General features: G+C 68.7%; 29 protein-coding genes. 13 read left to right on the forward strand and 16 right to left on the reverse strand.

What is annotated here, in order from left to right; translation table 11 throughout:
* Nucleotides 1-27 precede the first annotated feature (27 nt).
* Nucleotides 28-465 carry a DoxX family protein gene (locus ACWF82_RS18090; RefSeq protein ID WP_452502487.1) on the reverse strand — a complete coding sequence of 146 codons (438 nt, stop codon included), beginning with the start codon at nt 463-465 and terminating at the stop codon, nt 28-30.
* A 111-nt stretch (nt 466-576) separates the two neighbouring features.
* On the opposite strand from ACWF82_RS18090, the gene ACWF82_RS18095 reads away from it, so the two are divergent.
* From ACWF82_RS18095 to ACWF82_RS18105, 3 genes are all read left to right on the forward strand, one after another.
* Nucleotides 577-1,146, forward strand: coding sequence for a TetR/AcrR family transcriptional regulator (locus ACWF82_RS18095; protein WP_452502489.1), 570 nt, complete (start codon nt 577-579; stop codon nt 1,144-1,146).
* Between the two features lie 65 nt (nt 1,147-1,211).
* Nucleotides 1,212-1,985, forward strand: coding sequence for a helix-turn-helix domain-containing protein (locus ACWF82_RS18100; protein WP_452502491.1), 774 nt, complete (start codon nt 1,212-1,214; stop codon nt 1,983-1,985).
* Between the two features lie 112 nt (nt 1,986-2,097).
* Entirely contained in the window at nt 2,098-2,586 is a 489-nt protein-coding gene (locus tag ACWF82_RS18105) for an HIT family protein (RefSeq protein ID WP_452502493.1), read from the forward strand.
* Between the two features lie 7 nt (nt 2,587-2,593).
* Here ACWF82_RS18105 and ACWF82_RS18110 read toward each other — a convergent pair whose 3' ends face one another.
* The 3 genes from ACWF82_RS18110 to hutC all read right to left on the reverse strand — a co-directional run bounded on the left by ACWF82_RS18110 (nt 2,594) and on the right by hutC (nt 4,616).
* Entirely contained in the window at nt 2,594-3,196 is a 603-nt protein-coding gene (locus tag ACWF82_RS18110) for a hypothetical protein (RefSeq protein ID WP_452502495.1), read from the reverse strand.
* A 9-nt stretch (nt 3,197-3,205) separates the two neighbouring features.
* A complete protein-coding gene (locus ACWF82_RS18115; RefSeq protein ID WP_452502497.1) occupies nt 3,206-3,454 on the reverse strand; it encodes a hypothetical protein in 249 nt (82 codons plus the stop codon).
* A gap of 382 nt (nt 3,455-3,836) precedes the next feature.
* Complete coding sequence (gene hutC / locus ACWF82_RS18120) at nt 3,837-4,616, reverse strand: histidine utilization repressor (protein WP_452502539.1); 780 nt, start codon at nt 4,614-4,616, stop codon at nt 3,837-3,839.
* Nucleotides 4,617-4,756: 140 nt separating this feature from the next.
* Here hutC and hutU point away from each other — a divergent pair, with 140 nt between their 5' ends.
* Nucleotides 4,757-6,436: a urocanate hydratase gene (gene hutU / locus ACWF82_RS18125; RefSeq protein ID WP_452502499.1), complete on the forward strand. Its 1,680-nt coding sequence runs from the start codon at nt 4,757-4,759 to the stop codon at nt 6,434-6,436.
* Between the two features lie 52 nt (nt 6,437-6,488).
* On the opposite strand, the gene acpM is transcribed toward hutU, so the two are convergent.
* The gene (gene acpM, locus ACWF82_RS18130; protein WP_452502501.1) at nt 6,489-6,794 is read right to left on the reverse strand and encodes a meromycolate extension acyl carrier protein AcpM; all 306 of its coding nucleotides are present in this window, start codon (nt 6,792-6,794) and stop codon (nt 6,489-6,491) included.
* A gap of 66 nt (nt 6,795-6,860) precedes the next feature.
* Between acpM and ACWF82_RS18135 the strand changes: the two genes are divergently transcribed.
* A complete protein-coding gene (locus ACWF82_RS18135) occupies nt 6,861-7,649 on the forward strand; it encodes a MerR family transcriptional regulator (RefSeq protein ID WP_452502503.1) in 789 nt (262 codons plus the stop codon).
* A gap of 181 nt (nt 7,650-7,830) precedes the next feature.
* Here ACWF82_RS18135 and ACWF82_RS18140 read toward each other — a convergent pair whose 3' ends face one another.
* Both ACWF82_RS18140 and ACWF82_RS18145 read right to left on the reverse strand, forming a co-directional pair.
* Nucleotides 7,831-8,427, reverse strand: a complete 597-nt coding sequence (locus tag ACWF82_RS18140) for a hypothetical protein (protein WP_452502504.1) — start codon at nt 8,425-8,427, stop codon at nt 7,831-7,833.
* A gap of 80 nt (nt 8,428-8,507) precedes the next feature.
* Nucleotides 8,508-9,005 (reverse strand): NUDIX hydrolase, encoded by a 498-nt coding sequence (locus tag ACWF82_RS18145; protein WP_452502506.1) that lies wholly within the window; start codon nt 9,003-9,005, stop codon nt 8,508-8,510.
* A 108-nt stretch (nt 9,006-9,113) separates the two neighbouring features.
* Between ACWF82_RS18145 and ACWF82_RS18150 the strand changes: the two genes are divergently transcribed.
* The gene (locus ACWF82_RS18150; RefSeq protein ID WP_452502508.1) at nt 9,114-9,683 is read left to right on the forward strand and encodes a TetR/AcrR family transcriptional regulator; all 570 of its coding nucleotides are present in this window, start codon (nt 9,114-9,116) and stop codon (nt 9,681-9,683) included.
* Complete coding sequence (locus ACWF82_RS18155; RefSeq protein ID WP_452502510.1) at nt 9,680-10,210, forward strand: hypothetical protein; 531 nt, start codon at nt 9,680-9,682, stop codon at nt 10,208-10,210. The genes ACWF82_RS18150 and ACWF82_RS18155 overlap by 4 nt, the downstream gene beginning before the upstream one ends.
* 49 nt (nt 10,211-10,259) lie before the next feature.
* Here the strand turns inward: ACWF82_RS18155 and hutH are convergent, their stop codons facing one another.
* Entirely contained in the window at nt 10,260-11,834 is a 1,575-nt protein-coding gene (hutH, locus tag ACWF82_RS18160) for a histidine ammonia-lyase (RefSeq protein WP_452502512.1), read from the reverse strand.
* A gap of 40 nt (nt 11,835-11,874) precedes the next feature.
* A complete protein-coding gene (locus ACWF82_RS18165; RefSeq protein ID WP_452502514.1) occupies nt 11,875-13,281 on the reverse strand; it encodes an amino acid permease in 1,407 nt (468 codons plus the stop codon).
* Nucleotides 13,282-13,520: 239 nt separating this feature from the next.
* Between ACWF82_RS18165 and ACWF82_RS18170 the strand changes: the two genes are divergently transcribed.
* The 3 genes from ACWF82_RS18170 to hutG are packed head-to-tail and all read left to right on the forward strand — an operon-like array spanning nt 13,521 to nt 17,092.
* The gene (locus ACWF82_RS18170; protein ID WP_452502516.1) at nt 13,521-14,954 is read left to right on the forward strand and encodes a purine-cytosine permease family protein; all 1,434 of its coding nucleotides are present in this window, start codon (nt 13,521-13,523) and stop codon (nt 14,952-14,954) included.
* A 13-nt stretch (nt 14,955-14,967) separates the two neighbouring features.
* Nucleotides 14,968-16,143 carry an imidazolonepropionase gene (gene hutI, locus ACWF82_RS18175; protein WP_452502518.1) on the forward strand — a complete coding sequence of 392 codons (1,176 nt, stop codon included), beginning with the start codon at nt 14,968-14,970 and terminating at the stop codon, nt 16,141-16,143.
* A 10-nt stretch (nt 16,144-16,153) separates the two neighbouring features.
* Complete coding sequence (gene hutG / locus ACWF82_RS18180) at nt 16,154-17,092, forward strand: formimidoylglutamase (protein WP_452502520.1); 939 nt, start codon at nt 16,154-16,156, stop codon at nt 17,090-17,092.
* Here hutG and ACWF82_RS18185 read toward each other — a convergent pair.
* The 3 genes from ACWF82_RS18185 to ACWF82_RS18195 are packed head-to-tail and all read right to left on the reverse strand — an operon-like array spanning nt 17,083 to nt 19,108.
* A complete protein-coding gene (locus ACWF82_RS18185) occupies nt 17,083-18,366 on the reverse strand; it encodes an SLC13 family permease (RefSeq protein ID WP_452502522.1) in 1,284 nt (427 codons plus the stop codon). The genes hutG and ACWF82_RS18185 overlap by 10 nt on opposite strands.
* A 10-nt stretch (nt 18,367-18,376) precedes the next feature.
* Nucleotides 18,377-18,814: a CBS domain-containing protein gene (locus ACWF82_RS18190; protein WP_379033307.1), complete on the reverse strand. Its 438-nt coding sequence runs from the start codon at nt 18,812-18,814 to the stop codon at nt 18,377-18,379.
* Between the two features lie 27 nt (nt 18,815-18,841).
* Complete coding sequence (locus tag ACWF82_RS18195; protein ID WP_452502524.1) at nt 18,842-19,108, reverse strand: hypothetical protein; 267 nt, start codon at nt 19,106-19,108, stop codon at nt 18,842-18,844.
* Between the two features lie 180 nt (nt 19,109-19,288).
* On the opposite strand from ACWF82_RS18195, the gene ACWF82_RS18200 reads away from it, so the two are divergent.
* Together ACWF82_RS18200 and ACWF82_RS18205 are read left to right on the forward strand one after the other, a co-directional pair.
* Nucleotides 19,289-20,275, forward strand: a complete 987-nt coding sequence (locus ACWF82_RS18200) for a histidine kinase (RefSeq protein ID WP_452502526.1) — start codon at nt 19,289-19,291, stop codon at nt 20,273-20,275.
* The gene (locus tag ACWF82_RS18205) at nt 20,272-20,925 is read left to right on the forward strand and encodes a response regulator (RefSeq protein ID WP_452502528.1); all 654 of its coding nucleotides are present in this window, start codon (nt 20,272-20,274) and stop codon (nt 20,923-20,925) included. The genes ACWF82_RS18200 and ACWF82_RS18205 overlap by 4 nt, the downstream gene beginning before the upstream one ends.
* Nucleotides 20,926-20,977: 52 nt before the next feature.
* On the opposite strand, the gene ACWF82_RS18210 is transcribed toward ACWF82_RS18205, so the two are convergent.
* From ACWF82_RS18210 to ACWF82_RS18225, 4 genes are all read right to left on the reverse strand, one after another.
* Nucleotides 20,978-22,171, reverse strand: a complete 1,194-nt coding sequence (locus tag ACWF82_RS18210; protein ID WP_452502541.1) for a cation:proton antiporter — start codon at nt 22,169-22,171, stop codon at nt 20,978-20,980.
* A 10-nt stretch (nt 22,172-22,181) separates the two neighbouring features.
* Nucleotides 22,182-22,664, reverse strand: coding sequence for a cation:proton antiporter regulatory subunit (locus ACWF82_RS18215; RefSeq protein ID WP_379089301.1), 483 nt, complete (start codon nt 22,662-22,664; stop codon nt 22,182-22,184).
* Between the two features lie 60 nt (nt 22,665-22,724).
* A complete protein-coding gene (locus tag ACWF82_RS18220) occupies nt 22,725-23,204 on the reverse strand; it encodes a cation:proton antiporter regulatory subunit (protein ID WP_452502530.1) in 480 nt (159 codons plus the stop codon).
* 61 nt (nt 23,205-23,265) lie between these two features.
* A complete protein-coding gene (locus ACWF82_RS18225) occupies nt 23,266-23,796 on the reverse strand; it encodes a pyridoxamine 5'-phosphate oxidase family protein (protein WP_452502532.1) in 531 nt (176 codons plus the stop codon).
* A 174-nt stretch (nt 23,797-23,970) separates the two neighbouring features.
* Between ACWF82_RS18225 and ACWF82_RS18230 the strand changes: the two genes are divergently transcribed.
* The gene (locus ACWF82_RS18230; protein WP_189023137.1) at nt 23,971-24,306 is read left to right on the forward strand and encodes an STAS domain-containing protein; all 336 of its coding nucleotides are present in this window, start codon (nt 23,971-23,973) and stop codon (nt 24,304-24,306) included.
* Nucleotides 24,307-24,337: the final 31 nt, after the last annotated feature.

The following is a 24,337-nucleotide window of genomic DNA, read 5'->3' on the forward strand; positions in this document are numbered from 1 at the left end:
GCGGTGCGCTTTCGGAAACGTGCGGTCTCAGCCGAGGACGACCAGGCCGCAGGCGGCGAGGAAGAGCCCTTGCAGGACGGTGCGGGCGGGCAACGGCATGGTCTTGATGCCCAGATCGGCCCGCGCGGCCCGGACATTCGCCGGGAACATGACGAGCAGCAGCGCGAACAGGCAGGCCGCGGCGACCGGCGCGGTCGCCGGAACGAGCAGACCGACGGCGCCTGCCAGTTCGAGGACGCCGGTCAGGGTCACGAGGGCCGGTGCGCTGGGGAGGCTGGGCGGGACCATCGCGATCAGGGCGGACCGGCGCGGTTCGGCGAAATGCGCGCTCGCGGTGAGGGTGAACATCGCCGCCAGGCCGACGGCCACCGCCCGGGGCCACGAATCCAGCCAGGCGAGGTCGGTGAACCATCCGATCAGCCTGGCCAGGGCGGTGACGATGGCGAGAGCGATGAAGGGGGCCATGGGAACTCCTCGAGGCGAACGTCGACTGGCCTGCCGCCAATCTTGACACTGGAAAGATTGACAGGGGCAGCGAAACTTGTCAATGACAAGTTTGTGCGTCAGGATCGAGGCATGACGAAAACCGGGTATCACCACGGGGATCTGCGGGCGGCGCTGCTCGACTCGGCGGCCGAGCAGATCGCGGCCGAGGGCATCGAGGCCGTGTCGCTGCGGGCGCTGGCCCGCCGGGCTGGGGTCTCGCACGCGGCGCCCGCGCATCACTTCGGTGACCGCGCCGGGTTGTTCACCGCGCTGGCGATCGAGGGATTCGACCTGCTGGCAACGCAATTGGCGGCGGCGGGCGAGGACATGAGGGAGGTGGCGCTGGCCTACATCCGCTTCGCGCTGAGCAATCCCGGCCGGTTCGACATCATGTACCGGCGGGAGGTGCTGCGCGCGGACGATCCGGAGCTGGTGGCGGCACGGGAGCGATCGGGGGCCGCGTTGCGCGCCGGGGTGGCCGAGCTGCAGTCCGATCAGGATCCGGGACGGCAGCGGGCGACGCGGCTGGCCGCGTGGTCGCTGGTGCACGGGTTCGCGACGCTGTGGCGGGAGGGCGCGCTCGACGGGTCCGAGCTGGCGACCTCCGGTGACCCGGAGCTGATCGCGCGCGAGATGCTCGCGACCGTGGCCTTCGACTGAGCCGGTGGCGATCCGGACCGCCGCCCCGGCGACGGCGGGCGCCTGATACCGATACCCTGGCAACGGTGACCGTCGGTGCGCTTTCGGAAACGTGCGGTCCGGTGCGGTCGCCGGTGGTGTGGATGCGGCCGGGGCATGTGGGCTATGTCGGGCCCGAACTCGGCGTCGACCTGCACGCGCCCTCGGTGGCGGTGCTCAGCGTCGGCCTGGACGGGCCGTTCGTCCTCGATACCGCCACCCACGGCGAGATCCACACCGGCAGCTCGTTCGCGCCCGCCCGCACGGTCCATCGGGTCAACGCCCCCGGCGGCTGGATCCTGCTGCTGTTCGTCGATCCCGCCGGTGCGCCCGCGCTGACGATCGCCGACGAGATGACCGCCGTCGCCGGACCGTACGGGCTCGCCCACCGGCGCGAACGCGAGCTCGTCGAGCTGTGCGGTGCCGCTGTCGTCGAGCCGGAGCGGATCTTCGCCGCGGCGGTCGCGGGTCGCACGCCGGTCGCCGATCCGCGGATCGCGTGGGCCACCACCACGATCAACCGCAACCCCGACCAGGTCTTCCGGGCCGAGGCGATGGCCGCCCACCTCGGCCTGTCGAAGACGCACTTCCTGCGGCTGTTCGCCCGGCAGTGCGGCACCACCTTTCGGGGCTATCAGCGCTGGACCCGGGTCGTCCGCGCGATCCGGGACGCCGCCGCCGGCCGCGACCTCACCCGCTGCGCCGTCGACGCCGGTTTCGCCACCCCGTCCCACTTCAGCGAGACCTTCCACGACCTGTTCGGCATGTCCGCCTCCGGATTCCTGCGCACCGGTGTCCGCTTCGACCTCGACCTTCCGTAGCCGTAGTGCGATGAGCCGGGCGGCTTCCTGGCACGTACGAGGTCTCGTCCGCGTACGATCGAGAACCCTTCTCGCACACGCGTTGTCGGCGCAGGACAGGAAATGGGGCAGCATGGCGCAGGATCGGGAACCGGACGACTGGCGCAGCGATCGGGACGGGGCCGCGGCGGCGGGGACGAATCCGACGGTGCTGTGCCGATTGAGCACCGGGTGGGCCGTCATCGGGGATACCCAGCACCTGCCCGGGTATTGCGTGCTGATCTACGACGGCGAGGCCGATCAGCTCACCGAGCTGCCGCGGCCGGAGCGGGTCGCGTTCATGGCGGACATGGTGGTTCTCGGCGAGGCGGTGGAACGCGCTTGCCGCGCAGCGGATCCGGCGTTTCTGCGGATCAACTACGAGGTGCTCGGCAATACCTGGGGGCACCTGCACGGGCATATCCACGCGCGCTACGCGTGGGAGCCCGAGCAGTTGCGGGTCGGTCCGGTCCACCTGTACGGCGCGGAACGCTCGGCGCCGGAGCACGCGCTGAGTGCCCGGCACGACGGACTGCGTGCGGCGATCACCACGGCGGCGACCGAGATTCTCGCCGAGGGATAACCGCGGGTCAGCGTGCCGCGGTGCCGCCGACGACCAGCAACTCCGGCAGCGGGTGATCGACGACCGGTGCCGAGGGCCGGACGGAGGCGCCGCTGCGCAGCACCGTGCAGCGGCGGGCCAGGACGGCGCCGCAGGCGTGGATCGTCGTCGTGATCAGGTCCTCCGCAAGGGGCAGGTCGTCCTCGCGGTACCCGTACACCGAAAAACGCACGGCGCGTGGAGCGTTCATCGGGTCGGACTGGCAGAGCACCGCCGCCGGGCAGCTCGACAGCAGCATCACCGCCGTCGCGAAATCGGCGTACGGATCGCCGGCCTCGATCTCCTGACCCGCCGCGACCGCCGCGAAAAGTGTTCGCAGGCAAGGCTGTTCGGGCAACTCCTGGGCATCCTGAATGCGCGACCAGCGGCACAATGCCGGGTGGTCGGCGATGTCGGGCCGCGCGTGCCAGCGGCGGCGACCGCAGTCGAGCAGCCGCGCGGCAGCCGAGTGCCACACCGCGGGGTCATCGATGCGGGCGACGATGCGCAGACGTCGGCATTCGTCGACATCGGGCGGGTGGATCGGATCGATCGCGGGGACGGCGGAGCCAGTCGGACGGTGCGTCTGCATGGCGAACTCCTACCGAACGAGGGAACCGAACGAGTGCTGCCCGGTGGCCGCGCCGCGGCGCCACGCGAGCCGGAACGCCCAGGCCGCGGCCACGACGGCGGCGCACACCACGGCCGCGATCACCACGAGCACGAGCACACCCGAACGGCCGACGCCGGCGTTCCGGGCGATCAACGCCGAGGCCGCGATGGGCCCCACGGTGGCGAGAACAGGGATCAGCAAGACCAGGCCGACGGTCACCAGAGTCGACGGCGACATCGACGTTTTCAGTGCGGAAATGCCCTGTCGGGAGGTCATCCTGCGTGGCCCCGACTGCCGTGCGACTGTAGCCATTTCCGCCTCTCCGTTACCTGAATGGAACCGAGCGAACCATGGGCTACTAAACGTACAGCCCGGACCAGGGCCGCCACGCGATTCGTCACGAAACAGTGATAACCCGAGATGGCTGGTCACCCAGCCGCAAATTGTCTTACCAGGTCAGGAGCACATTTGCAGTTAGCGGACAATTTGCTGACGGCGAATAGTATTCAGATCCCGTAACAATTCCGAGCACCATCGACGGGGGCGCCGGACAGGAACACCGGCCAGTGCGCACACCGCCCGGAATCGCGCGGCAGGCTCGGGATCTGTTCAGGGTTTCCTATTCGCTGTGATGCGTCCCGGCACCGAAACTGCCTTCGAGCCGATTGCGCGATCCCGGGTGGATCAGCCGCGCCGCACTCACGAGTCCACCCGAGGACCAGGTGCGACGCCGGATGAGCAGACATGGCTCGTCGCGGTCGATATCGAGGAGCTTGCACTCCTCCCGGCTGGCCCGCACAGCCTCAACGACATGTTCGCCGCGAATCAGGGGCGCGACCTCACTGAGGTAGGTGTTCGGCGTGACGGTGGTGAAATCCTGGGCCAGGTAGTCGGGCGCCTGAGCCGGATTGACATAGCGGTCCTCCACCTGGATCGGCACGTCGTCCTCGATGTGCACCAGCAGGGAATGGAACACCCTGCCGCTCATGGCGTTTCCGAGCACCGGGTGCCGGTCGCCCGCCTCCTCCGCGCGCACGAACACCACCTCGGTGCGATGCCGGTGCCCGCGCCGGGAGATCTCGTCGGCGATATTCCTGACCTCGAACAGCGGCGAGGCGGCCTTGGCGGGCGCGACGAAGGTGCCTACCCCCATCACCCGGTTGAGCGCGCCGTCGGCGGTGAGATCACGCAGCGCGCGATTGATCGTCATCCGGGACAGGCCGAGTGCGTTGACCAGCTGATTCTCCGAGGGAATCTGCTCGCCCTCGACCCATCGGCCGCCCTTGATCTGCGCCATGATCAACTGCTTGACGCGTTCGTACGCCGCGAATTCGGTCCCCAGTTCGCCGTACAGCGCGGCCAGGTCCGCATCGACCACTTCGATCGCCACCACCGGTATCCGTTCCCTCAGTTTGCCCAGAGAATACGTTGCGCCCGACCAGCGGAGCACGCTTGACAGCAACTTGTATATACAGGACTATACCACTAGTCTGGATTTCAGTGACTCAGGACACAGCCGTCATTTCGAGGAGTGAACCGATGACCGACGCCGCCACCCCGCCACCTTCCGGCCCCCGGCCCGTGTCCGCCCCGCGCGGATCGCAGCTGCACACGCTGGGCTGGCAGCAGGAGGGCGCCCTGCGGATGCTGATGAACAACCTCGACCCCGAGGTCGCCGAGCGTCCCGACGACCTGGTCGTCTACGGCGGCACCGGTCGTGCCGTGCGCAGCTGGGCGGCGTTCGACGCGATCGTGCGAACCCTGGAGACCCTCGCCGACGACGAGACGCTGCTGGTGCAGTCGGGCAAGCCGGTCGGGGTGTTCCGCACCAACGAGTGGGCGCCGCGCGTGCTGCTGGCCAACTCCAATCTGGTCGGCGACTGGGCGAACTGGGAGGATTTCCGCAAGCTCGAGCAGCTCGGGCTGATGATGTACGGCCAGATGACCGCGGGGTCGTGGATCTACATCGGCAGCCAGGGCATTCTGCAGGGCACCTACGAGACCTTCGGCGCGGTGGCGCGCAAGCGTTTCGGCGGCACGCTGGCAGGCACCATCACGCTCACCGCCGGCGTGGGCGGGATGGGTGGCGCGCAGCCGCTGGCGGTGACGATGAACGAGGGCGTCGCGCTGTGCGTCGACTGCGATCCGGCGCGCATCGATCGGCGGATCGCGCACGGCTACCTCGATACGAAGGCCGAATCCTTGCAGGAGGCACTGGATCTCGCGATCGCGGCGCGCGACGAACGGCGCGCGCTGTCGATCGGCCTGGTCGGCAATGCCGCCGAGGTGTTCCCCCGGCTGCTTGCCATGGACGCGCCGATCGACATCGTCACCGACCAGACCTCGGCGCATGATCCGCTGTCCTACTTGCCGATCGGTGTCGCGCTCGAGGATTGGCACACCCTCGCCGAGAAGGACCCGGCGTGGTTCACCACCGAGGCGCAGGCGTCGATGGCCAAGCATGTCGAGGCGATGGTCGGGTTCCTGGACAAGGGCGCCGAGGTGTTCGACTACGGCAACTCGATTCGCGACGAGGCCCGAAAGGGCGGCTACGACCGGGCCTTCGCGTTCCCCGGTTTCGTGCCCGCCTACATCCGCCCGCTGTTCGAGGAGGGCCTCGGCCCGTTCCGCTGGGCCGCGCTCTCGGGCGATCCGAAGGACATCGCCGCCACCGATCGCGCGATCATGGAGCTGTTCCCCGAGAACGAGCACCTGAAGCGCTGGATCACCATGGCCGGCGAGAAGGTGCAGTTCGAGGGCCTGCCCGCCCGGATCTGCTGGCTCGGCTACGGCGAACGCCACCGCGCGGGCCTGAAATTCAACGAGATGGTCGCCTCCGGCGAACTGTCCGCGCCACTGGCCATCGGCCGCGACCACCTCGACTCCGGCTCGGTCGCCTCCCCCTACCGCGAAACCGAGGCCATGGCCGACGGCTCCGACGCCGTCGCCGACTGGCCCCTGCTCAACGCCCTGCTCAACACCGCCTCCGGCGCCTCCTGGGTCTCGATCCACCACGGCGGCGGCGTCGGCATGGGCCGCTCCATCCACGCGGGCCAGGTCTGCGTCGCCGACGGCACTCCCCTGGCCGCCCAGAAGCTGGAGCGGGTCCTCACCAACGACCCCGGCATGGGAGTCATCCGCCACGTCGACGCCGGCTACGAGCACGCCGCCGACGTCGCCAGCGAGCGCGGGGTGCGAATCCCCATGCAGGAGAACTGATCCCCCTCCGCCGCCCGTACCCCTCGGTGCGGGCGGCGGTCACCGTGTCAGCTCAATTCTCCTGGCTTTCCCTGAATTTCGCCTCCATCTCCGCGGCGAGGCGCGGCTGCTCGGCCTCCATCTTCTGCACGTAGACGACCGCGTCACCGACCGTTCTGAGGCTCGCCAGATCCTCGTCGGGGATCTTGACGTTGTACTTGTCCTCGAGCTGCACGGCGATCTCGACCAGCGACAGCGAGTCGATCTCCAGATCCTCGACGAAGGACTTCTTCATCGTCACCTCGACGGCATCGATACCGGTCACCTCCTCGACGATGTCAGCGATCCCCGCGACGATCTCTTCCTGCGTGGTTGCCACGAATCTCCTTGTTCTCGGTTGTGCCAGTACGCTAAAAGCTCCACCGGGGTGGAGGTTCAAGAGGTTGTGACAGACGACACACAGGTGAGCATCGGGGAGCTGGCGCGCAGGACCGGCCTCCCGGTCCGCACGATCCGGTTCTATTGCGACGAGGGCATTCTGGAGTCCGGCCGCAGCGCGGGCGGGCATCGGATGTTCGACACCGTCGGTGCCACCGAACGACTGCTGCTGGTCCGGCGGATGCGCGCACTCGGTCTCGGGCTGGGCTCGATCACCGAGGTGCTGCGCGGCGAGCGGTCGATGGGCGAGGCCATCGCTGCCGAAAGTGCGCGGCTCGACAGCGAATTCAGGTCGCTGGCATGGCGGCGGGCGTCCCTGCGGGCAGTCGAGACGGCCGCCCCGACTCAGCGGGCCGAGCGGCTCGCCCTGCTGGCCGCGGCCCAGGACAGCGACGCGGTCCACGAAGACCTCGTGCAGTTCTGGCGGCGCATCCTCGCACCGGTCCCCCGCAGCGAGGTCGACCGCTATGTGGGCTGGAATGTGCCGCAACCGCCCGCCGATCCCTCCGTCGACGAGGTCGTCGCCTACGCCGAGCTGGCCGCTCTCGTCGCCGATCCCGCATTGAACAGTGTTGTGCGACAGCATCTCTGGCTGAGCCATCCGGAGCTGATACCAGACCGGCACAGGCTGTACACCGACGTGGGCGACGCCTTGGAGAACGTGGTGACGCTGGTCGGGAATGACGTACGGCCGCACGGTGGCGCCCGGCTCGTCGGCGATCGAATCACCGTGGGCCGAGCCCTGCACTGGGTCCACGCCGCACTGGCTCACTCCACCAAGGCACCAGCCTCATAGGTGGCGAGAGCGATCGGTTCGTCGGGCGGCCACTGCTCAGGAGGTCCACCAGTCGGCTGATCAGCTCGGCGGGTCAGGAAGGAGCGTCCGCGGCAGTCGTCGGTCACGCCGCCCAGCCGGCGAAGGCGCGGTGGCGCCAGAGTTCCGGCCCACGACGAGTGGCGCCGGTCCCGTCGGCGCTTTACCGCGAGCGGCTGTGACTACCGGGTGCCCACACATACCTGTCGGGCGCCGGTTCAACCGATTGGAGCAGACTCCAGTCGAAATATGCCCAATAGACCCGGTTTTGCCCGGAGTCCGGATCCATGGCGGCGAATGCCGCGACGTCCCCCGTCCCGCCCATTCCGTCGACGTGGTCGATCGGGGCGAGGTTGCTGCCGACGAGTTCGTCGTAGGTGCACGACCAAGGTGCCAGATCACCTGGAGAGTCCAACCGCGGGCGCGGTAGCTCCGGGTGGCGAACGAATCGCCGGAAAAGAATGCTCTGGCGCGGACTGCTCAGCTCGAGCTGTAGATCGGGCCAGAACGTCAAATCCCACCGCACTGTTCGCATTTCCAGATCCCGCCTCAGTGGCTCGACGGACATCGAATCCGGTGTTCGCCACGCTGCCAGGTATTCATCGAGACTGCGTTGCGGCTCCGATCGGAATCGGAGCATCGCGGATGTGGCCGCCGAGCGCGTGACACCGAGTGAGCGGAGCAACGCGTCAGCTTCGACCGGAGCGCTCTCACACATCGCGTCCAGCATCGCAAGCTGATACTCGTACAGCGTCAACATCATTCACCATTCGCGTTCCGTTCCTGAGACGAACGTACCAGTGTCGACCGCCTCTCGGCGGGAAGCAGAATCCCAGACCCTTAGGCGCCGAGGGTGATCGGTTCAGCTGGGGGGCCATTCAGCAAGAGGTCCGCCAGTCGGCTGATCAGCTCGCCGGGGGCCACGCGGTCGGGGTTCTCGGCGAGGTCGGCCAGGGTCCACCAGCGGTGGCCGGTGACGGTGGCGCGTTCGACGGCGGTGAAGCCTGAGGTGTCGATGTCGAAGGCGGCTACGCGGGCCAGGAAGTAGCGTTCGTGGCAGTCGTAGGTCGTGCCGCCCCAGGTGACGTGGGCGCGGCGGCGCCAGAGTTCGGGGCCGAGGGTGAGGTTGGTGAGGCCGGTTTCCTCTCTCGCTTCGCGGGCGGCTGTCTGCTGGGGGGTTTCGCCTTTTTCGCGGCCGCCGCCGATCGGGTACCAGAAGGTGTGGCCGTCTGTTTCGTCGATGCCGGAGAACAGCAGCAGGCGGTCGTGCTGGTCCAGCAGTACCAGGCGAATCGAGTGCCGCACAGTCGGTTCGGGGTGTTCGGTCGGTGGCGGCATGGGGACTCCCGTTCTGTCGACGAGCAGACAAGCCCTCCTCAGATTGCCTGAGGCTCCCATCGCGGAACAGGGGTTTATTATGACTGACCAGTCAGGCATAATAAACCCATGCCGAAGATTGTGGATCGGGCCGCGCGGCAGGAGGAGATCCTGCTTGCCGCGGCCGCCGTGTTCGCCCGGAAGGGCTTTTCTGCTACGCGGATCGAGGATGTGGCTGCCGAGGCGGGGATCGCCAAAGGCAGTGTCTATCTGTACTTTCCGAGTCGTGATTCGCTGCTCGCCGGAGTGTTCGAGAGCTATGGGCGGCGGTCGGCGCGGGTGCTCGACGAGATGGGTGAGGGGCCCGCGCTCGAACGTTTGGAGCGGTTGATCCGTGGCGCCATCGCGATGCTGGCCGAGTATCCCGATCACGCGCGGGTCCTGCTGGATGTGTGGGCCGCGAAGCCGCCCATCGACATGGTCGCGATCTATCGCGAATATCGTGCGGCTGTCACCGAATTGCTGCGTGCGGCCGATGCCGAGGGAACGCTGCGCGACGGGATCGACGAGCGACATGCGGCGGTGATCATCGGGGCCATTGAGGGGTGTCTGATCCAGACATTGGTGGACCCGGAGCTGTCGCTGCCGGATCTCGTCGAGCCGGTCTTGCAGGTCTGCGTGGAAGGGATCCGGCGATGACACTCACCGATCGTCTGATCGCGCCGGGTGCGACCAGGGCCGAGGTCACCCTCGGCTTCGCCGTCGCGATCGGCGGCGCGGCCGGCGCCGCGGCACTGGCCATCCGGGCGCAGCACTCGTGGCCGGTCGTCGCGGTGATCGCGGTGGTGGCGTTCGACCTGTTCGGTGGATCCGCCGTCAATGCGATGGGTTCGGCCAAGCGCTGGTATCACCGGCCGGGACGCACCGCGGTCCACCATCTGGGCTTCGTCGCGATCCACATCCAGCCGTTCCTGCTGGCCTGGGTGGTGCCCGCGTTCAGCTGGGCCGCGGCCGTCACCATCTACGTACTGGCGTTGGGCGGAGCGCTCATCGTGACCGCGGCGCCGGCCGCGTTGCGCAGGCCGATCGCCTTCGCCGCCACGGCCTTCGCGCTGCTCTGGGTTACCGGCGTCCTCGCCGTCCCGGCCGAGGTCGCCTGGGTCGGGCCGGTACTGCTGATCAAACTGCTGCTCGCGCACCTGCTTCCGGAAGAAGCGAGTCGCTGATCCGAAAACAACGCTGCCCCTGTCGATTTCGACAGGGGCAGCGTCAGAGTCAGCCTAGCGGACCGACCACCGATTCGGCACCGGCGAGAAGGGCACCGGAGGCGGCGAGGCGGACTGCCGCGTCGATCTCGGGGGCCAGATAGCGGTCGGGGCCGGGGCCGTCGACGTGCGCGCGCAGGACATCGCGGACGGCCGCTGTCGCCGGGGCCGGGGTCAGCGGGGCACGCAGGTCCAGGGCACGGGCAGCGGTGAGAGCCTCGATCGCGAGGACCCGGGTGAGACCGTCGATGGAGCGGCGGAGCTTGCGGGCCGCCGACCAGCCCATGGAGACGTGGTCCTCCTGCATCGCCGAGGACGGGATCGAGTCGGCCGAGGCGGGCGCGGCGAGGCGCTTGAGCTCGGAGACGATGGCGGCCTGGGTGTACTGGGCGATCATGTGGCCGCTGTCGACGCCGGGGTCGTCGGCGAGGAACGGCGGCAGGCCGTGGTTGCGGGCCTTGTCCAGGAAACGGTCCGTGCGGCGTTCGCTGATGCCGGCGACATCGGCGACGACGATGGCGAGGAAGTCCAGCACGTAGGCCACGGGGGCGCCGTGGAAATTGCCGTTGGATTCGACCCGGCCGTCGAGGGTGACCACGGGATTGTCGACCGCCGACGCCAGCTCGTAGCCCGCGACGCGTTCGGCGTGGGCGAGGGTGTCGCGGGCGCCGCCGGCCACCTGCGGTGCGCAGCGCAGCGAGTAGGCGTCCTGGACGACGGTGCAGTCGGGGGTCGCGTGGCTGGCCACGATCGCCGAATCGGCGAGCAGGCGGGTCATATTGGCAGCGGCGATCGCCTGGCCGGGCTGCGGGCGCAGGGCCTGCAGGTCGGCGGCGAAGACCTTGTCGGTGCCGAGCAGGCCCTCCACGCTCATGGCCGCGGTCACGTCGGCCAGGCGCAGCAGATCGCGCAGGTCGTGGCAGGCGAGCACCAGCATGCCGAGCATGCCGTCGGTGCCGTTGATCAGTGCCAGGCCTTCCTTCTCTTCGAGCTCGACCGGGGCGATGCCCGCGGCGGCCAGTGCCTCGGCGGCGGGCAGCAAGGCACCGTCGGCGTCGCGGACCGTGCCCTCACCCAGGACGGCCAGCGCGACGTGGGCCAGCGGTGCGAGGTCGCCGGAACAGCCGAGGCTGCCGTACTCGTAGACCACCGGGGTGATTCCCGCCGACAGCAGCGCGGCATAGGTCTCGGCGACCACCGGCCGCACACCGGTCCGGCCGGTGGCCAGGGTCGACAGGCGCAGCAGCATCAGCGCGCGCACCACCTCCCGCTCCACCTCGGCACCCGAACCCGCCGCATGCGAGCGGATCAGGCTGCGCTGCAACTGCTGACGTAGTTCGAGCGGAATGTGGCGGACGGCCAGCGCGCCGAACCCGGTGGACACGCCGTACACCGGCTTCGGGTCGGCCGCCAGTGCCTCGATCCGCCGCCTGCTCTCCCCCATCGCCGCGAGCGCCGCGTCGGACAGCCGCACCGCGGCGCCGTCCCTGGCCACCCGCACCACGTCCTGCGGCGCCACCGGACCCGTGCCGACGACGACCGGTTCCACGGTGACCGGCGCGGACCGGTCCGAGTCGATGCTCACTATGCTTCTCCATTCCGAACTCTGTGCGGGACAAAAACTCTCAGGCGATATCGGCGACGGGTTCCGGCGCGGGAATCGCTTCGGGCTCGGCCGGAACCGGGCGCACCCACAGGCGGTAGGCCACGCACAGCAGCGCCAGCCAGACCGCGCCGACGACGAGTGCCACCCTGCTGTCGGCGTCGAAGGCGATCACCGCGATCACGAACACCAGGAAACCGATGGTGATCAGCTGCCCGTACGGCCAGAACGGCACCGGGAACTTCAGCTCGGCGACCTGCTGCGCCGACATCCGCTGCCGCGAGCGGTACTGCGAGAACAGGATCATCAGCCAGACGAAGATGGTGGCGAAGGTGGCGATCGAGGCGATCACCAGGAACACCTTGTCCGGGATCAGGTAGTTCAGCAGCACGCCGACCAGCAGGGTGACGGTCATGACGACCACCGTCATCCACGGCACGCCGTTGCGCGAGACCCGCCGCATCACCGCGGGCGCCTGACCACGCTGGGCCATGCCATACATCATCCGCCCCGCGCCGAAGATGTCGCTGTTGATGGCCGACAGCGCCGCGGTGATCACGACGACGTTCAGCACCGCCGCCGCGGGACCGAGGCCGAGGCTCTGGAAGATCTGCACGAACGGGCTGCCCTCGTCGCCGATGCTCTGCCACGGGTTGATCGCCATGATCACCGCGAGGGTGAGGACGTAGAACAGGATGATCCGGATGGGCACGGTGTTGATCGCGCGCGGGATAGTGCGCTGCGGGTCTTCGGCCTCGCCCGCGGTGATGCCGATGATCTCGGTGCCGCCGAAGGCGAACATCACGATGGCGAAGCAGGCGACGAAGCCGCCGAAGCCGGTCGGGAAGAAGCCGCCGTCGGTCCACAGATTCTGCACGCCGCCGCTGGTGTCGTGGATGCCGAAGCCGAAGATCAGGATGGCGATGCCGCCGGCGATCATCGCGACAATGGCGACGATCTTGACCAGGCTGAACCAGAACTCGACCTCACCAAAAACCTTCACGCTGAGCAGGTTGACGGCGCCGATGAAGAAGATGATCGACAGCACCCAGATCCAGCGGGGCACGTCGGGATACCAGAAGCCCATGTAGACGCCGAACGCGGTGACGTCGGCGAGGCAGACGATGAGCATCTCGAAGGTGTAGGTCCAGCCGGTCAGGAATCCGGCCAGCGGACCGAGGTGCTTGCTGGCGTATTCGCCGAACGAGCCCGAGACCGGGTTGCTCACCGCCATCTCGCCCAGGGCGCGCAGCACGATATAGATCGCGGCGCCGCCGATCAGGTAGGCCAGCAGCACCGAAGGGCCCGCGCGGTGGATCGCCTCCGCCGAGCCGTAGAACAGGCCGGTGCCGATAGCCGAGCCGAGCGCGATGAAACGGATGTGGCGCGCGGTGAGTCCGCGCGTCAGCACAGCAACGGGCTTGTTCAAACCATTCTCCCGGGATCGGAAAGGCGCACGGAGCGGGTGATGACCCGATGGATTCGCCTGTGGGGCCGGTCACAGCGACCGGTACATGTATAAACCTGTATATACAGCCGTGTCAATGCGCGGCGGGTCGACCGGGAGCCTAGCGCTTGACGTACCTGTCTATACAGGCATATACATATCGAACGTGACCCAGCGCACATGCTCGGGTCGACGGCGTCACCGCAGAAAGACAGGCCGCTATGACAACGACCGGCTCCGAGGATCTCCTCACGCCCGAACGCCGCACCATCGACGTCGTCCCCGACAGCGAACGGCACGGCACACCGCGCAGCCAGTTCACGCTCTGGTTCGGGGCGAACATGCAGATCACCGCGGTCGTGGACGGCGCGCTCGCGGTGGTGTTCGGCGCCGACGCGCTGTGGGCGATCATCGGCCTGCTGCTGGGCAATGTCTTCGGCGGGGTCGTGATGGCGCTGCACTCGGCGCAGGGACCGCGCATGGGCCTGCCACAGATGATCTCGAGCCGGGCCCAGTTCGGGGTCAAGGGCGCGGTGGTCCCACTGGTGCTGGTGATCCTGATGTACCTCGGTTTCGCCGCGACCGGCACCGTGCTGGCCGGGCAGGCGGTGAACAACATGCTGCACGTCGAGAATCCGGTGATCGGCATCGTGATCTTCGGTGCGCTCACCGCGTTCGTCGCGGTCACCGGGTATCGGCTGATCCATGTCGTCGGGCGGGTCGCGACGGTGATCGGGATCGTCGGCTTCACGTATCTGACGGTCCGGTTGTTCGCCGAGTATCCGGTCGGCGACTTCGTCGGAGTGATCGGGTTCGACGCGGCGACCTTCCTGCTCGCGATCTCCCTCGGCGCGGGCTGGCAGCTGACCTTCGGACCGTACGTCGCCGACTACTCCCGGTACCTGCCGCGCAGCACCAGCGAGCGCACCACGTTCTGGTCGACATTCCTCGGCAGCGTGCTCGGCTCGCAGTGGTCGATGACGCTCGGCGCGCTGGTCGCCGCGGTGGCGGGCAAGGCATTCCTCGCCGATCAGGTCGGATTCCTCGGCGAGCTCGCCGGGCCCGCCCTGCTCGCGTTCTGCGTGTATCTGGTGATCGTGGTGGGCAAGCTGACGGTGAACGTGCTCAATGCCTACGGCGGATTCATGTCGATCCTGACCACCGTCACCGCGTTCGACGGCCGCTCGCAGATCTCCACCCGCGCTCGCACCCTGTACATCGTCGGCTTCGTCGGCGTCTCGATGGTGATCGCGCTCGCCGCGAGCGCGGACTTCCTGAACAACTTCAAGAACTTCGTGCTGGTGCTGCTCATGGTGTTCACGCCGTGGAGCGCGATCAATCTGATCGACTACTACCTGATTTCGAAGGAACGGGTCGACCTGCCCGCGCTCTACGATCCGAACGGGCGCTACGGGGCATGGAACGTGCCCGCGTTGCTCTGCTACGGCCTCGGCGTCCTCGCCCAGATCCCGTTCCTCGCGCAGAAGCTCTACACCGGTCCGGTCACGCACCTGCTCGGCGGCGCCGATATCTCCTGGATCGTCGGCATCGTATTCACCGGTGCGATCTACTACCCGATCGCGCGCCGCACGGCCAACCCGCCCGCGCGGATGATCTACCCCACGCACACCGAGATGGTCGACACCCGCAGCTAGGAGGACTCCCCCAGTGCCCACCACCGCACTGACCGATATCGGCACCCTCGTCACCAACGATCCCGCCCTGGGCGACGGCCCGCTCGGCATCCGGCGCGACGCCGCCGTCGTCTTCGACGGCGACACCGTCGTGTGGGTCGGCGACAGCGCCGACGCGCCCGCCGCCGACACCGGCGTCGGCCTCGGCGGGCGGGCCGTGCTGCCGGGATTCGTCGAGACCCACTCGCACCTGGTGTTCGCCGGGGATCGCGCCGAGGAGTTCGCGGCCAGGATGGCCGGGCGCCCCTACGGGGCCGGTGGTATCCGCACCACCATCGAGGCAACCCGCGCGGCGACCGACGAGCAGCTCGCCGCGAATGTGCGGCGGCTCATGGACGAGTCGCTGCGCGCGGGCAGCACCACGGTCGAATGCAAGAGCGGCTACGGCCAGACCGTCGCCGACGAACTGCGCAGCGTCGTGATCGCGGGCCGGTTCACCGACGAGGTGACCCTGCTCGCCGCGCATGTGCCGCCGCCGGAGTACGCCGGGCGCGCCGACGACTACGTGGCGATGGTGTGCGCCGAGATGATCCCGCGGTGCGCGCCGCACGCCCGGTGGATCGATGTGTTCTGTGAGCAGGGCGCATTCGACCGCGACCAGGCGCACGCGGTGCTGTCGGCGGGCATCGAACACGGTCTGGTGCCGCGCGTGCACGGCAATCAGCTCCATCAGGGACCCGGTGTGCAGCTCGCGGTGGAGCTGGGCGCCGCGTCGGTGGATCACGTCGCGCATGTGAGCGCCGCCGATATCGACGCGCTGGCGGGCAGCGAGACCGTGGCCACGCTGTTGCCCGGCGCCGACTTCTGCACCCGCAACAGCTATCCCGACGCGCGGGCCCTGCTCGACGCCGGCGTCACCGTGGCGCTGGGCGCCGACTGCAACCCCGGCACGAGCTATACGACGAGCCTGCCGTTCTGTATCGCGCTGGCGGTGCGGGACCTGCACATGACGCCCGACGAAGCGGTCTGGGCGGCGACGGCAGGTGGCGCACGGGCGTTGCGCCGCACCGATATCGGCGCGCTGCGGCCCGGTGTGCGGGCCGACGCGATCGCGCTGGACGCGCCGTCGCACCTGCATCTGGCCTACCGTCCCGGTGTTCCGCTGATCAGCCGGGTGTGGCGCGGCGGCGCGCTCGCCTACTCGAGATGAGGTCTGCCCGATGATGTCGGAATCCTCGTGGACCGGCCGGATCGACGGCACCACGCCCGAGCATCTGCGCTGGCACCAGGCGGTCACGTCGTACGAGCCTGGCACCGATCCCGGTGCGTGCGTGTTCGTCGGCTTCGCCAGTGATGAAGGGGTGCGGCGCAACAAGGGCCGCCGGGGTGCGGCGCAGGGGCCGGAGGCGCTGCGCCGCGCGCTGTCACCGATGGCGCTCGGCACCCCGCTGCGCGCGTTCGACGCGGGCACCGTGGCGGTCACCGACGACCGCCTCGAGGACGGTCAGCGCCGGCTCGGTGCGACGGTGTCGGACCTGCTGGACGCCGGTGCCTTCCCGGTCGTCCTCGGCGGCGGGCACGAAGTCGCCTACGGCACGTACCTCGGAGTGGCCGGTGCCGCGCGCCGGACGCCGGGCACCATCGTCGGAATCCTCAATCTGGACGCGCATTTCGACCTGCGCCCCGATCCGGTACCCAGCTCGGGCACGCCGTTCCGGCAGGTCCTCGAGGCCGACCCCGACGTGCGCTACGCGGTGGTCGGGATCAGCCAGCCCAGCAACACCAGTGTCCTGTTCGACACCGCCGACCGGTTCGGCGTGCGGTATCTACTCGACGACGACTGCGAACCGGCCAGGGTCGCCGCGTTCGTCGCGGACTTCCTGGCCGGGATCGATCTGCTCTACCTGACCATCGATCTCGATGTGCTGCCCGCCGCGGTCGCACCCGGCGTCAGCGCCCCTGCCGCCTTCGGCGTCGCGCTGCCGACGATCCAGGCCGTCTGCGATCAGGTCACCGCCAGTGGCAAACTCGCCGTGGTCGATGTCGCCGAGCTCAACCCCGGCCTCGATATCGACCAGCGCACCGCCCGCACCGCCGCCCGCCTGATCCACCGCCTTGTCACCCGGCACGTGCCCGCTGAACCGCGCGATCAGAAGTAGCGCAGCCACACGTAGATCCAGGCCATCGTCGTGCTGACCACGGTGACCAGGATGCCGTATTTCGTGAACTGCCAGAAGGTGATTCGCTGGCCGGCGCGGGCGGCGATGCCGAGGGCGACGACGTTCGCGCTGGCCGCGACCGCGGTGCCGTTGCCGCCGAAGTCGGCGCCGAGCGCGAACGCCCACCACAGGGAACGGCCGGTTTCCGGATCGGGTGCGTCGGCGACGATGCCCTCGACCACCGGCGCCATGGTCGCCGTGTACGGGATGTTGTCGACGAACGCGCCGAGCAGCGCGGAACCGAAGACCAGCGCGGTGGCGGCGAGGAAGTAGTTGTCACCGACCGCCTCGGTCGCGGCGGCGCCGATCGCGGCGATCACACCGGTGTGGACCAGTCCCGCGACCATCACGAACAACCCCATGAAGAACACCAGGGTCGGCCATTCCACCTCCTGCAGGATGTCACCGATGTCGAGACCGGAAACCAGCACCATGGCGCCGGCGCCGACCAGCGCGATCACCGACGGCGACACGTGCACGATGCCGTGCAGGCAGAACCCGACTATCACCCCGGCGAGCACGATCAGCGAGCGGACCAGCAGCTTCGGGTCGCGGATCGCGCGGCGCTCCTGCAACGCCATCACCGCGTCGACCGAGCCGGGCTCGGTGCGCAGAGCCGAGCAGAACAGCAGCCGGGTCAGCACGACGAACACGGCGAAGGTGAGCACGACGATCGGTGCCATGTGGATGAGGAAGTCGTTGAAGGTCAGGCCGGCGCGGCTGGCGATGATGATGTTGGGCGGATCGCCGATCAGTGTCGCCGCGCCACCGATATTGGCGGCCAGCACCTCGGCGATCAGGAACGGTTGCGCGGCGAGGCCGAGCCTGCGGCACACCACCACCGTCACCGGCGCCACCAGCATGATGATGGTGACATTGTCGAGGAACGGCGAGGCCACCGCGGTGATGAGCATGAGCATCACCATCAGGCGATACGGGTTGCCCCGGGAACGCTTGGCCGACCAGATCGCCAGGTAGTCGAACAGGCCGGTCTGCTTGACGACGCCGACGATGATCATCATGCCGAGCAGCAGGAAGATGACGTTCCAGTCGATGCCCTCGTGCGGGGAGAAGAACACCCGCTCGCCGGGGATCAGCCCGAACACCGCCATCAGACCCGCCGCGATCAGCACGGTCTTGACCTTGTCGGCTTTCTCCGTGGCGATGAAGAAGAACGCGACCACGAAGATCAGCACGGCGAGGGCTGCGGCCATCGGTCCTGCCTCAGTCGCCGGGACCGGCGACGGCCAGGCTCGTCAGCAGCCGTTCCAGGGTGATCGCGCCGCGCAGGGTGCGCGAGCGGTCGACCACGGCGATGAGCGGACTGTGCTTGCGCGCCATCAGGATCGCGATCTCGAGCAGCGTCGCGTCCGGGGTGACGGTGGCCGGGGAGACCGCGCCGTCGGGCAGGCAGTCACCGACGGTCAGGCTGCCCGGTTCCTGCCAGAACAGGTCGGCGTGCACCTCGTCGATCGTGCGGACCAGCGTCGGATCGTTCTGGTAGGAGCCGGGGATCACCAGACGCAGCACCTGGGTGCCGGGCAGCACGGCGACGGGCCGGTCGGCGTCGTCGACGACGATCAGGCCGGGCAGCCGGTTGACGACCATCAGCCGCACCGCCTTGGCGACCGGGTCGGTGGGCCGCACGGTCGGCAGGTTCATCGCGATGTCCCTGGCGCGCATAATGATTCAGTCCCGATCGGTGAGGTGGGCGACACGCTGCTCGAGCCGGGAGAGCCGGTCGCGGACGGAACTGCTGTGCAGGAGTTCGGCGATCTGATCGGCTTCCTCGGGTGTCAGGGCGATATCGGCGGCCGGTTCGTCGCTGCCCGCGGCGTAGGCGAGCAGGTGACGGGTTCCCGTCGACTCGGTCAGCAGCGCGAAGCGGGTGCCGCGGCAGGTGCGGAAGTGGTGCAGCACGCCGGTGCCGGGGATCGTCGTGCGATCGGTGTCCATCCCGAGCGAGTCCTTCCAGACGTGTTCGACTGCGTCTACGCATCGAGTCTCGGCGGACGCGGCCGTCGCCACCATCGGCCGCGGCACCCATTTCTCCCTGCTCAGGGGCAGGCGGGGAGGGTGCCGAATGGGTGCCGGACCCCATGGACACAGCGCAGGCGCACCACCATGCTGGGTCGTATGAACCGTCTAGCAGCCCGGACACCGGTGACGGCCCTGTTCTGGCGGGTCTGCTTGCTCAACGGGGTCGTGTTCACCCTGGGCACGCTGATCCTGGCGCTGTCCCCCGCCACCGTCTCCGCCAGGGTCCGGCTGACCGAGGTGCCGGTGCTGGTGATCGGGCTCGCGGTGATCCTCACCGCCAACGCGATCGCGCTGCGCACCAGCTTCGCCCCGCTCGACGAGCTCGTCGCCTCGATGCGCCGGGTCGACCCACCCAATCGGGCGGCCCGGCTGGACCGGCGCGCGAGCGGCGACTTCCACCATTTGATCGAGACGTTCAACGCCATGCTCGACCGGCTCGAAGCCGAACGCTCCGTGGCCAGTGCTACGGCGCTGGCCGCGCAGGAGGGTGAGCGGCAGCGCATCGCGCGCGAGTTGCACGACGAGATCGGGCAGAGCCTGACCGTGGCGCTGCTTCGGCTCAAACGGGTACTCGACCGTGCGCCCGCCGGCTTGCGCGAGGAGGTCGAGGAGGCGCAGGAGACGGTGCGCGGATGCCTCGACGAGGTCCGCGGGATCGCCGCACGCCTGCGGCCGGACGTGCTCGAAGACCTGGGGCTGCACAGCGCCATCAACGCGCTGTGTCACGAATTCACCCGCACCGCGGGCATTCCCGTGCACCGCAGGCTGGACCCGGACATCGACCGGCTCGACCCGAATGTCGAACTCGTCTGCTATCGCATCGCGCAGGAGAGCCTGACCAATGTGCTGCGCCACGCGGGCGCCGACGACGTGCGTCTGGAGCTGACACCGCGCGCGGACACCGTGATCCTGCGGGTGTCCGACAACGGCCGCGGCGGCGTGCTCGAGAACGGGGCGGGCATCCGTGGCATGCGCGAACGCGCCATGCTCATCGACGCGACGCTGACCATCACCTCCCCGATCGCGGGCGGCACCGCGGTCGAACTCGCGATCCCCGTGCGGCAGAACGGAGCACCGACATGAGCGAGCCGACCCGGATCCTGCTGGCCGACGACCACGCCCTGGTCCGCAGCGGGCTGCGGATGATCCTGGACAACGAGCCGGACCTGCGCGTCGTCGCCGAGGCGGCCAACGGATTCGACGCGGTGACCGCACTGGCCGACGACCGGATCGACCTGGTCATCCTCGATATCGCCATGCCACGGATGACCGGTATCCAGGCCGCGCGAGAGATCACCCGCACCCGGCCCGGCGTGCGCATCCTCATGCTCTCGATGTACGACAACGAGCAGTACTTCTTCGAATCGCTGAAAGCGGGCGCGTCGGGCTACGTGCTCAAATCGGTGGCCGACCGCGACCTCATCGAGGCGTGCCGGGCCACCATGCGCGGCGAGTCCTTCCTGTACCCGGGCGCGGTCACCGCCCTGGTCCGCGACTACCTGCAGCTGGCAAGGCAGGGCTCCGCGTTACCCGAGGCCATTCTGACCCCGCGCGAGGAAGAGGTGCTCAAGCTGATCGCCGAGGGCTATTCGGCCCGCGATATCGCCGCCACGCTGGTGATCAGCGCGAAGACCGTCGACCGGCATCGCGCCAACATCCTGCAGAAGCTGGGGCTGCGCGACCGGCTCGAACTCACCCGGTACGCGATCCGGGCGGGGTTGATCGAGCCGTGAGAACGCCGACGGCCCCCCGCGCCGACAGGCTGCGGGGGGCCGAGGACACGACTCACTCCGCGGTCGGGTCCACCGCGACGCGCTGCTTGCGGCCGACCGTGGCCCGCATGACCGGCTCGACGACACGCGCCGCGATCGGGCCGATGATCGCCATCAGCAGCACATACGTGGTCGCCAGCGCGGCGAACCCGTCGGGCACCGCACCCGCGGCCACGGCCAGGCCGGCGATGACGATCGAGAACTCGCCGCGGGCGACCAGCGCAGTGCCTGCCCTGGCCCGGCCGAGCTGGGACGCGCCGGCGCGTTTGGCCGCCCACCAGCCGGTGGCGATCTTGGTCGTGGTGGTGACCACGGCCAGCAGCACCGCCCAGCCGAGGACCGGCGGAATCGTCGCCGGATCGGTGCTCAGCCCGAACAGGACGAAGAACATCGCCGCGAACAGGTCGCGCAGCGGTTCGAGGATCTTGGTGGCGTCGTGCGCGGTGGAATCGGAGATCGCGATGCCGAGCAGGAACGCGCCAACCGCCGCCGACACCTGCACCGCCGAGGCGACACCGGCCACCAGCAACGCCGATCCGAGCAGCTTGAGCAGGAAGATCTCCCGATCCTCACTGGCCACGATCGCCGAGACGTATTTGCCGTATTTCAGCGCGACGACGAGGACCACGGTCACCGCGACCAGCGCGATGCCGACGGTGGTCAACCCGGCCACGAAGCCGACACCGGCCAGCACGGCGGTCAGCACCGGCAGATAGACCGCCATCGCCAGGTCCTCGAACACCAGGATCGACAGGACCACCGGGGTTTCCCGGTTACCCAGCCTGCCCAGGTCGTTGAGCACCTTCGCCACGATGCCGGAGGAGGAGATGTAGGTGACGCCCGCCATCGCGATCGCACCGGTCGGCCCCAGCCCCAGCATCAGTGCCACGATGACGCCCGGTGTCGCGTTGAGCACCAGGTCGAGCAGGCCCGCCGTCCACGACTTGCGCATGCCGGTGACCAGTTCCCCCGCCGTGTACTCCAAGCCGAGCAACAACAGCAGCAGGACGACGCCGATCTCGCTGGCGATGTGGATGAAGTCCTCCACCTCGTGCAACTCGATCAGGCCGCCGGTCCCGAAGACCAAACCCCCGAGCAGATAGAGCGGGATGGGCGAGAGGCCGACGCGGGCCGCGATTCGCCCGAGCACACCCAAACCGAAGAACACCGCCCCCAGCTGGATCAAAGCCAGCGCGGATCCACTGATCTGCACCGGCTCAGCCGTCGGTGAGGATCGCGGCGGCAGCGTCGAGTCCGGCGTGCGTGCCGACTACGACGACCATGTCACCGCCGAGGAACTCGAACTCCGGTCCCGGTGAGGCATGGACCTGCCCCGCGCGCAGCACCGCGACGATCGAGGCGCGGGTCCTGGTCCGCATCTCGGTCTCGCCGAGGCGCCGTCCGGCATAGGCCGAGTTCGACGGCACCGGCATCGACCGCGTGCTCACGCCGTCGAGGTCGCGGTGCTCTTCGCGCAGCTGCGCGACCAGCTGGGGCGCGCCCAGCAAACCGGCCAGGGTACGGGCCTCGGTGCTCGACAGCGGAATCTGCACGGTGGCATCCGGGTCGCCGACCTTGGTGAAGATCAGATCGGTGCCACCGTCACGATGGTCGACGACGCCGATGCGGCGGTCCACCTTCGTCAGCGAAAACTCTTTCCTGACACCGATTCCCGGCAGGGAAGTCACATCTACATTCATTGGATCACCTAACCTAAGCTAGGCAACACCTTACCTTCTCTTTACCATTCGCACGGCCGCTCAGCCCTGGTCGAGCAACCTTCCGGCGGCCTCTAGCCCCGCGTCGGTGCCGACAACGACGACAAGATCACCGGCGATGAAGGTGAAATCCGTTCCCGGCGAAGGGGTCACATCCCCCGCGCGGACCACCGCGACGACCGAGGCCTTGGTGCGGGTACGCATCGCGGTGTCGCGCAACGGCCGACCGTCGAACGGGCTGCCGCGATCGATCGCGAACTGCCTGGTCGACAGCTCCCCGATGCCCTGGACGTCCTTGGTCTTCTGCACCACCTGCGGCGCTCCGAGCAGACCGGCCAGCACGCCGATCTCGGTGCTCGACAAGGGAATCGACGTGGTCGTGTCATAGTCCCCCGGCCGCGAGACGACCAGATCGACAGTGCCGTCACGGTGTTCGATCACGCCGATCCGGCGACGCGCCTGCGCCAGCGGAAAGTCCTTGCACACGCCGATCCCCGGTAAAGGCGTCACATCGATGTTCACGCCCTCACAGTACGACGACTTCGGAATAACGCCAGCCGTTGCCCCCCGTGCCGAGTACAGCTCACGCCCGCCGCGCGAATCGCCAGCGGGTGGCGCCGTGCGGATCGGTCAGGGCGACACCGACCGCGGCGTGGACGGTGAAGCGGTAGAGGTGCCAGGGCGCCGGGCCCGCGCTCTGGGCGCTGAAGGGGGCGGTGACGGCGTCGCCCTCCCGTTCGGCGGGCCAGCCGGTGGCTCGGTAGTCGGCGGTGACCAGATCGATCTCGGCGTGGTCGGTGGTGCGGACCGCGGTGCCTTCGAAGATCAGGTCGACGTCGTCGGGGAAACGGAACGACAGGGTGCACGCCGGATTGGCGGCCAGATACCGCGACTTGTGGGTGTCCGGGCCGCTGGTGAAGTAGAAGTGCTCGCCGACGAGGGTCGCGCCGATGCCCGCCGAGTGGGGTCGGCCCTCCGGACCGACCGTGCCGAGGAACTGGGCGGTCTCCAGCGCGGCGAGGCCGTTCTCGATGGCGGCGCTCGCCCTGCTCCACGGCAGCTGGTCGGTGCCGTAGATGTTGAGGTCGGTGGCGTCGACGGGATCGGGCAGCATCGGCACTCCCTTGACAAAGGCGCTGGCCCGGCGGGTCAACGGAGGACTCACACAGGTTTTCCAGTATAGGTGCGAGCGGTTCGGCACCGGCGACGGCTTGCGTATTCGGGCGAAGTTGTGTGTTGTTGAGTCGTGACCAACTCATCCGGAGACGCGTATCCACTCACGGACACGATGACCACCACGACGGCGGTACACGACGGCGTCACGGTGCTGACGGTGACCGGCGAGGTCGACTTGGCGACCGCGCCCGCGCTCGACGCCACGATCGAGGCCATCCTGGCCGACAAACCGGCAACGCTGGTGATCGACCTGACCGCGGTCGGGTTCCTGGCCTCGGCGGGCATGGCGACCCTGGTCGCCGCGCATCAGCGGGCAGGCCAGACCACGGCGATCGCGATCGTCGCCGACGGGCCCGCCACCAGCCGTCAGCTGAAGATGACGAGCCTGGACCAGGTGTTCGCCATGCACACCACGCTGGCCGCCGCCTTGGCGTCGTTCACGTCCTGACCTCAGAGAAACGCGCCGCCGCCCGGAGAAC

It is taken from the genome of Nocardia sp. NPDC055053, assembly GCF_053608285.1.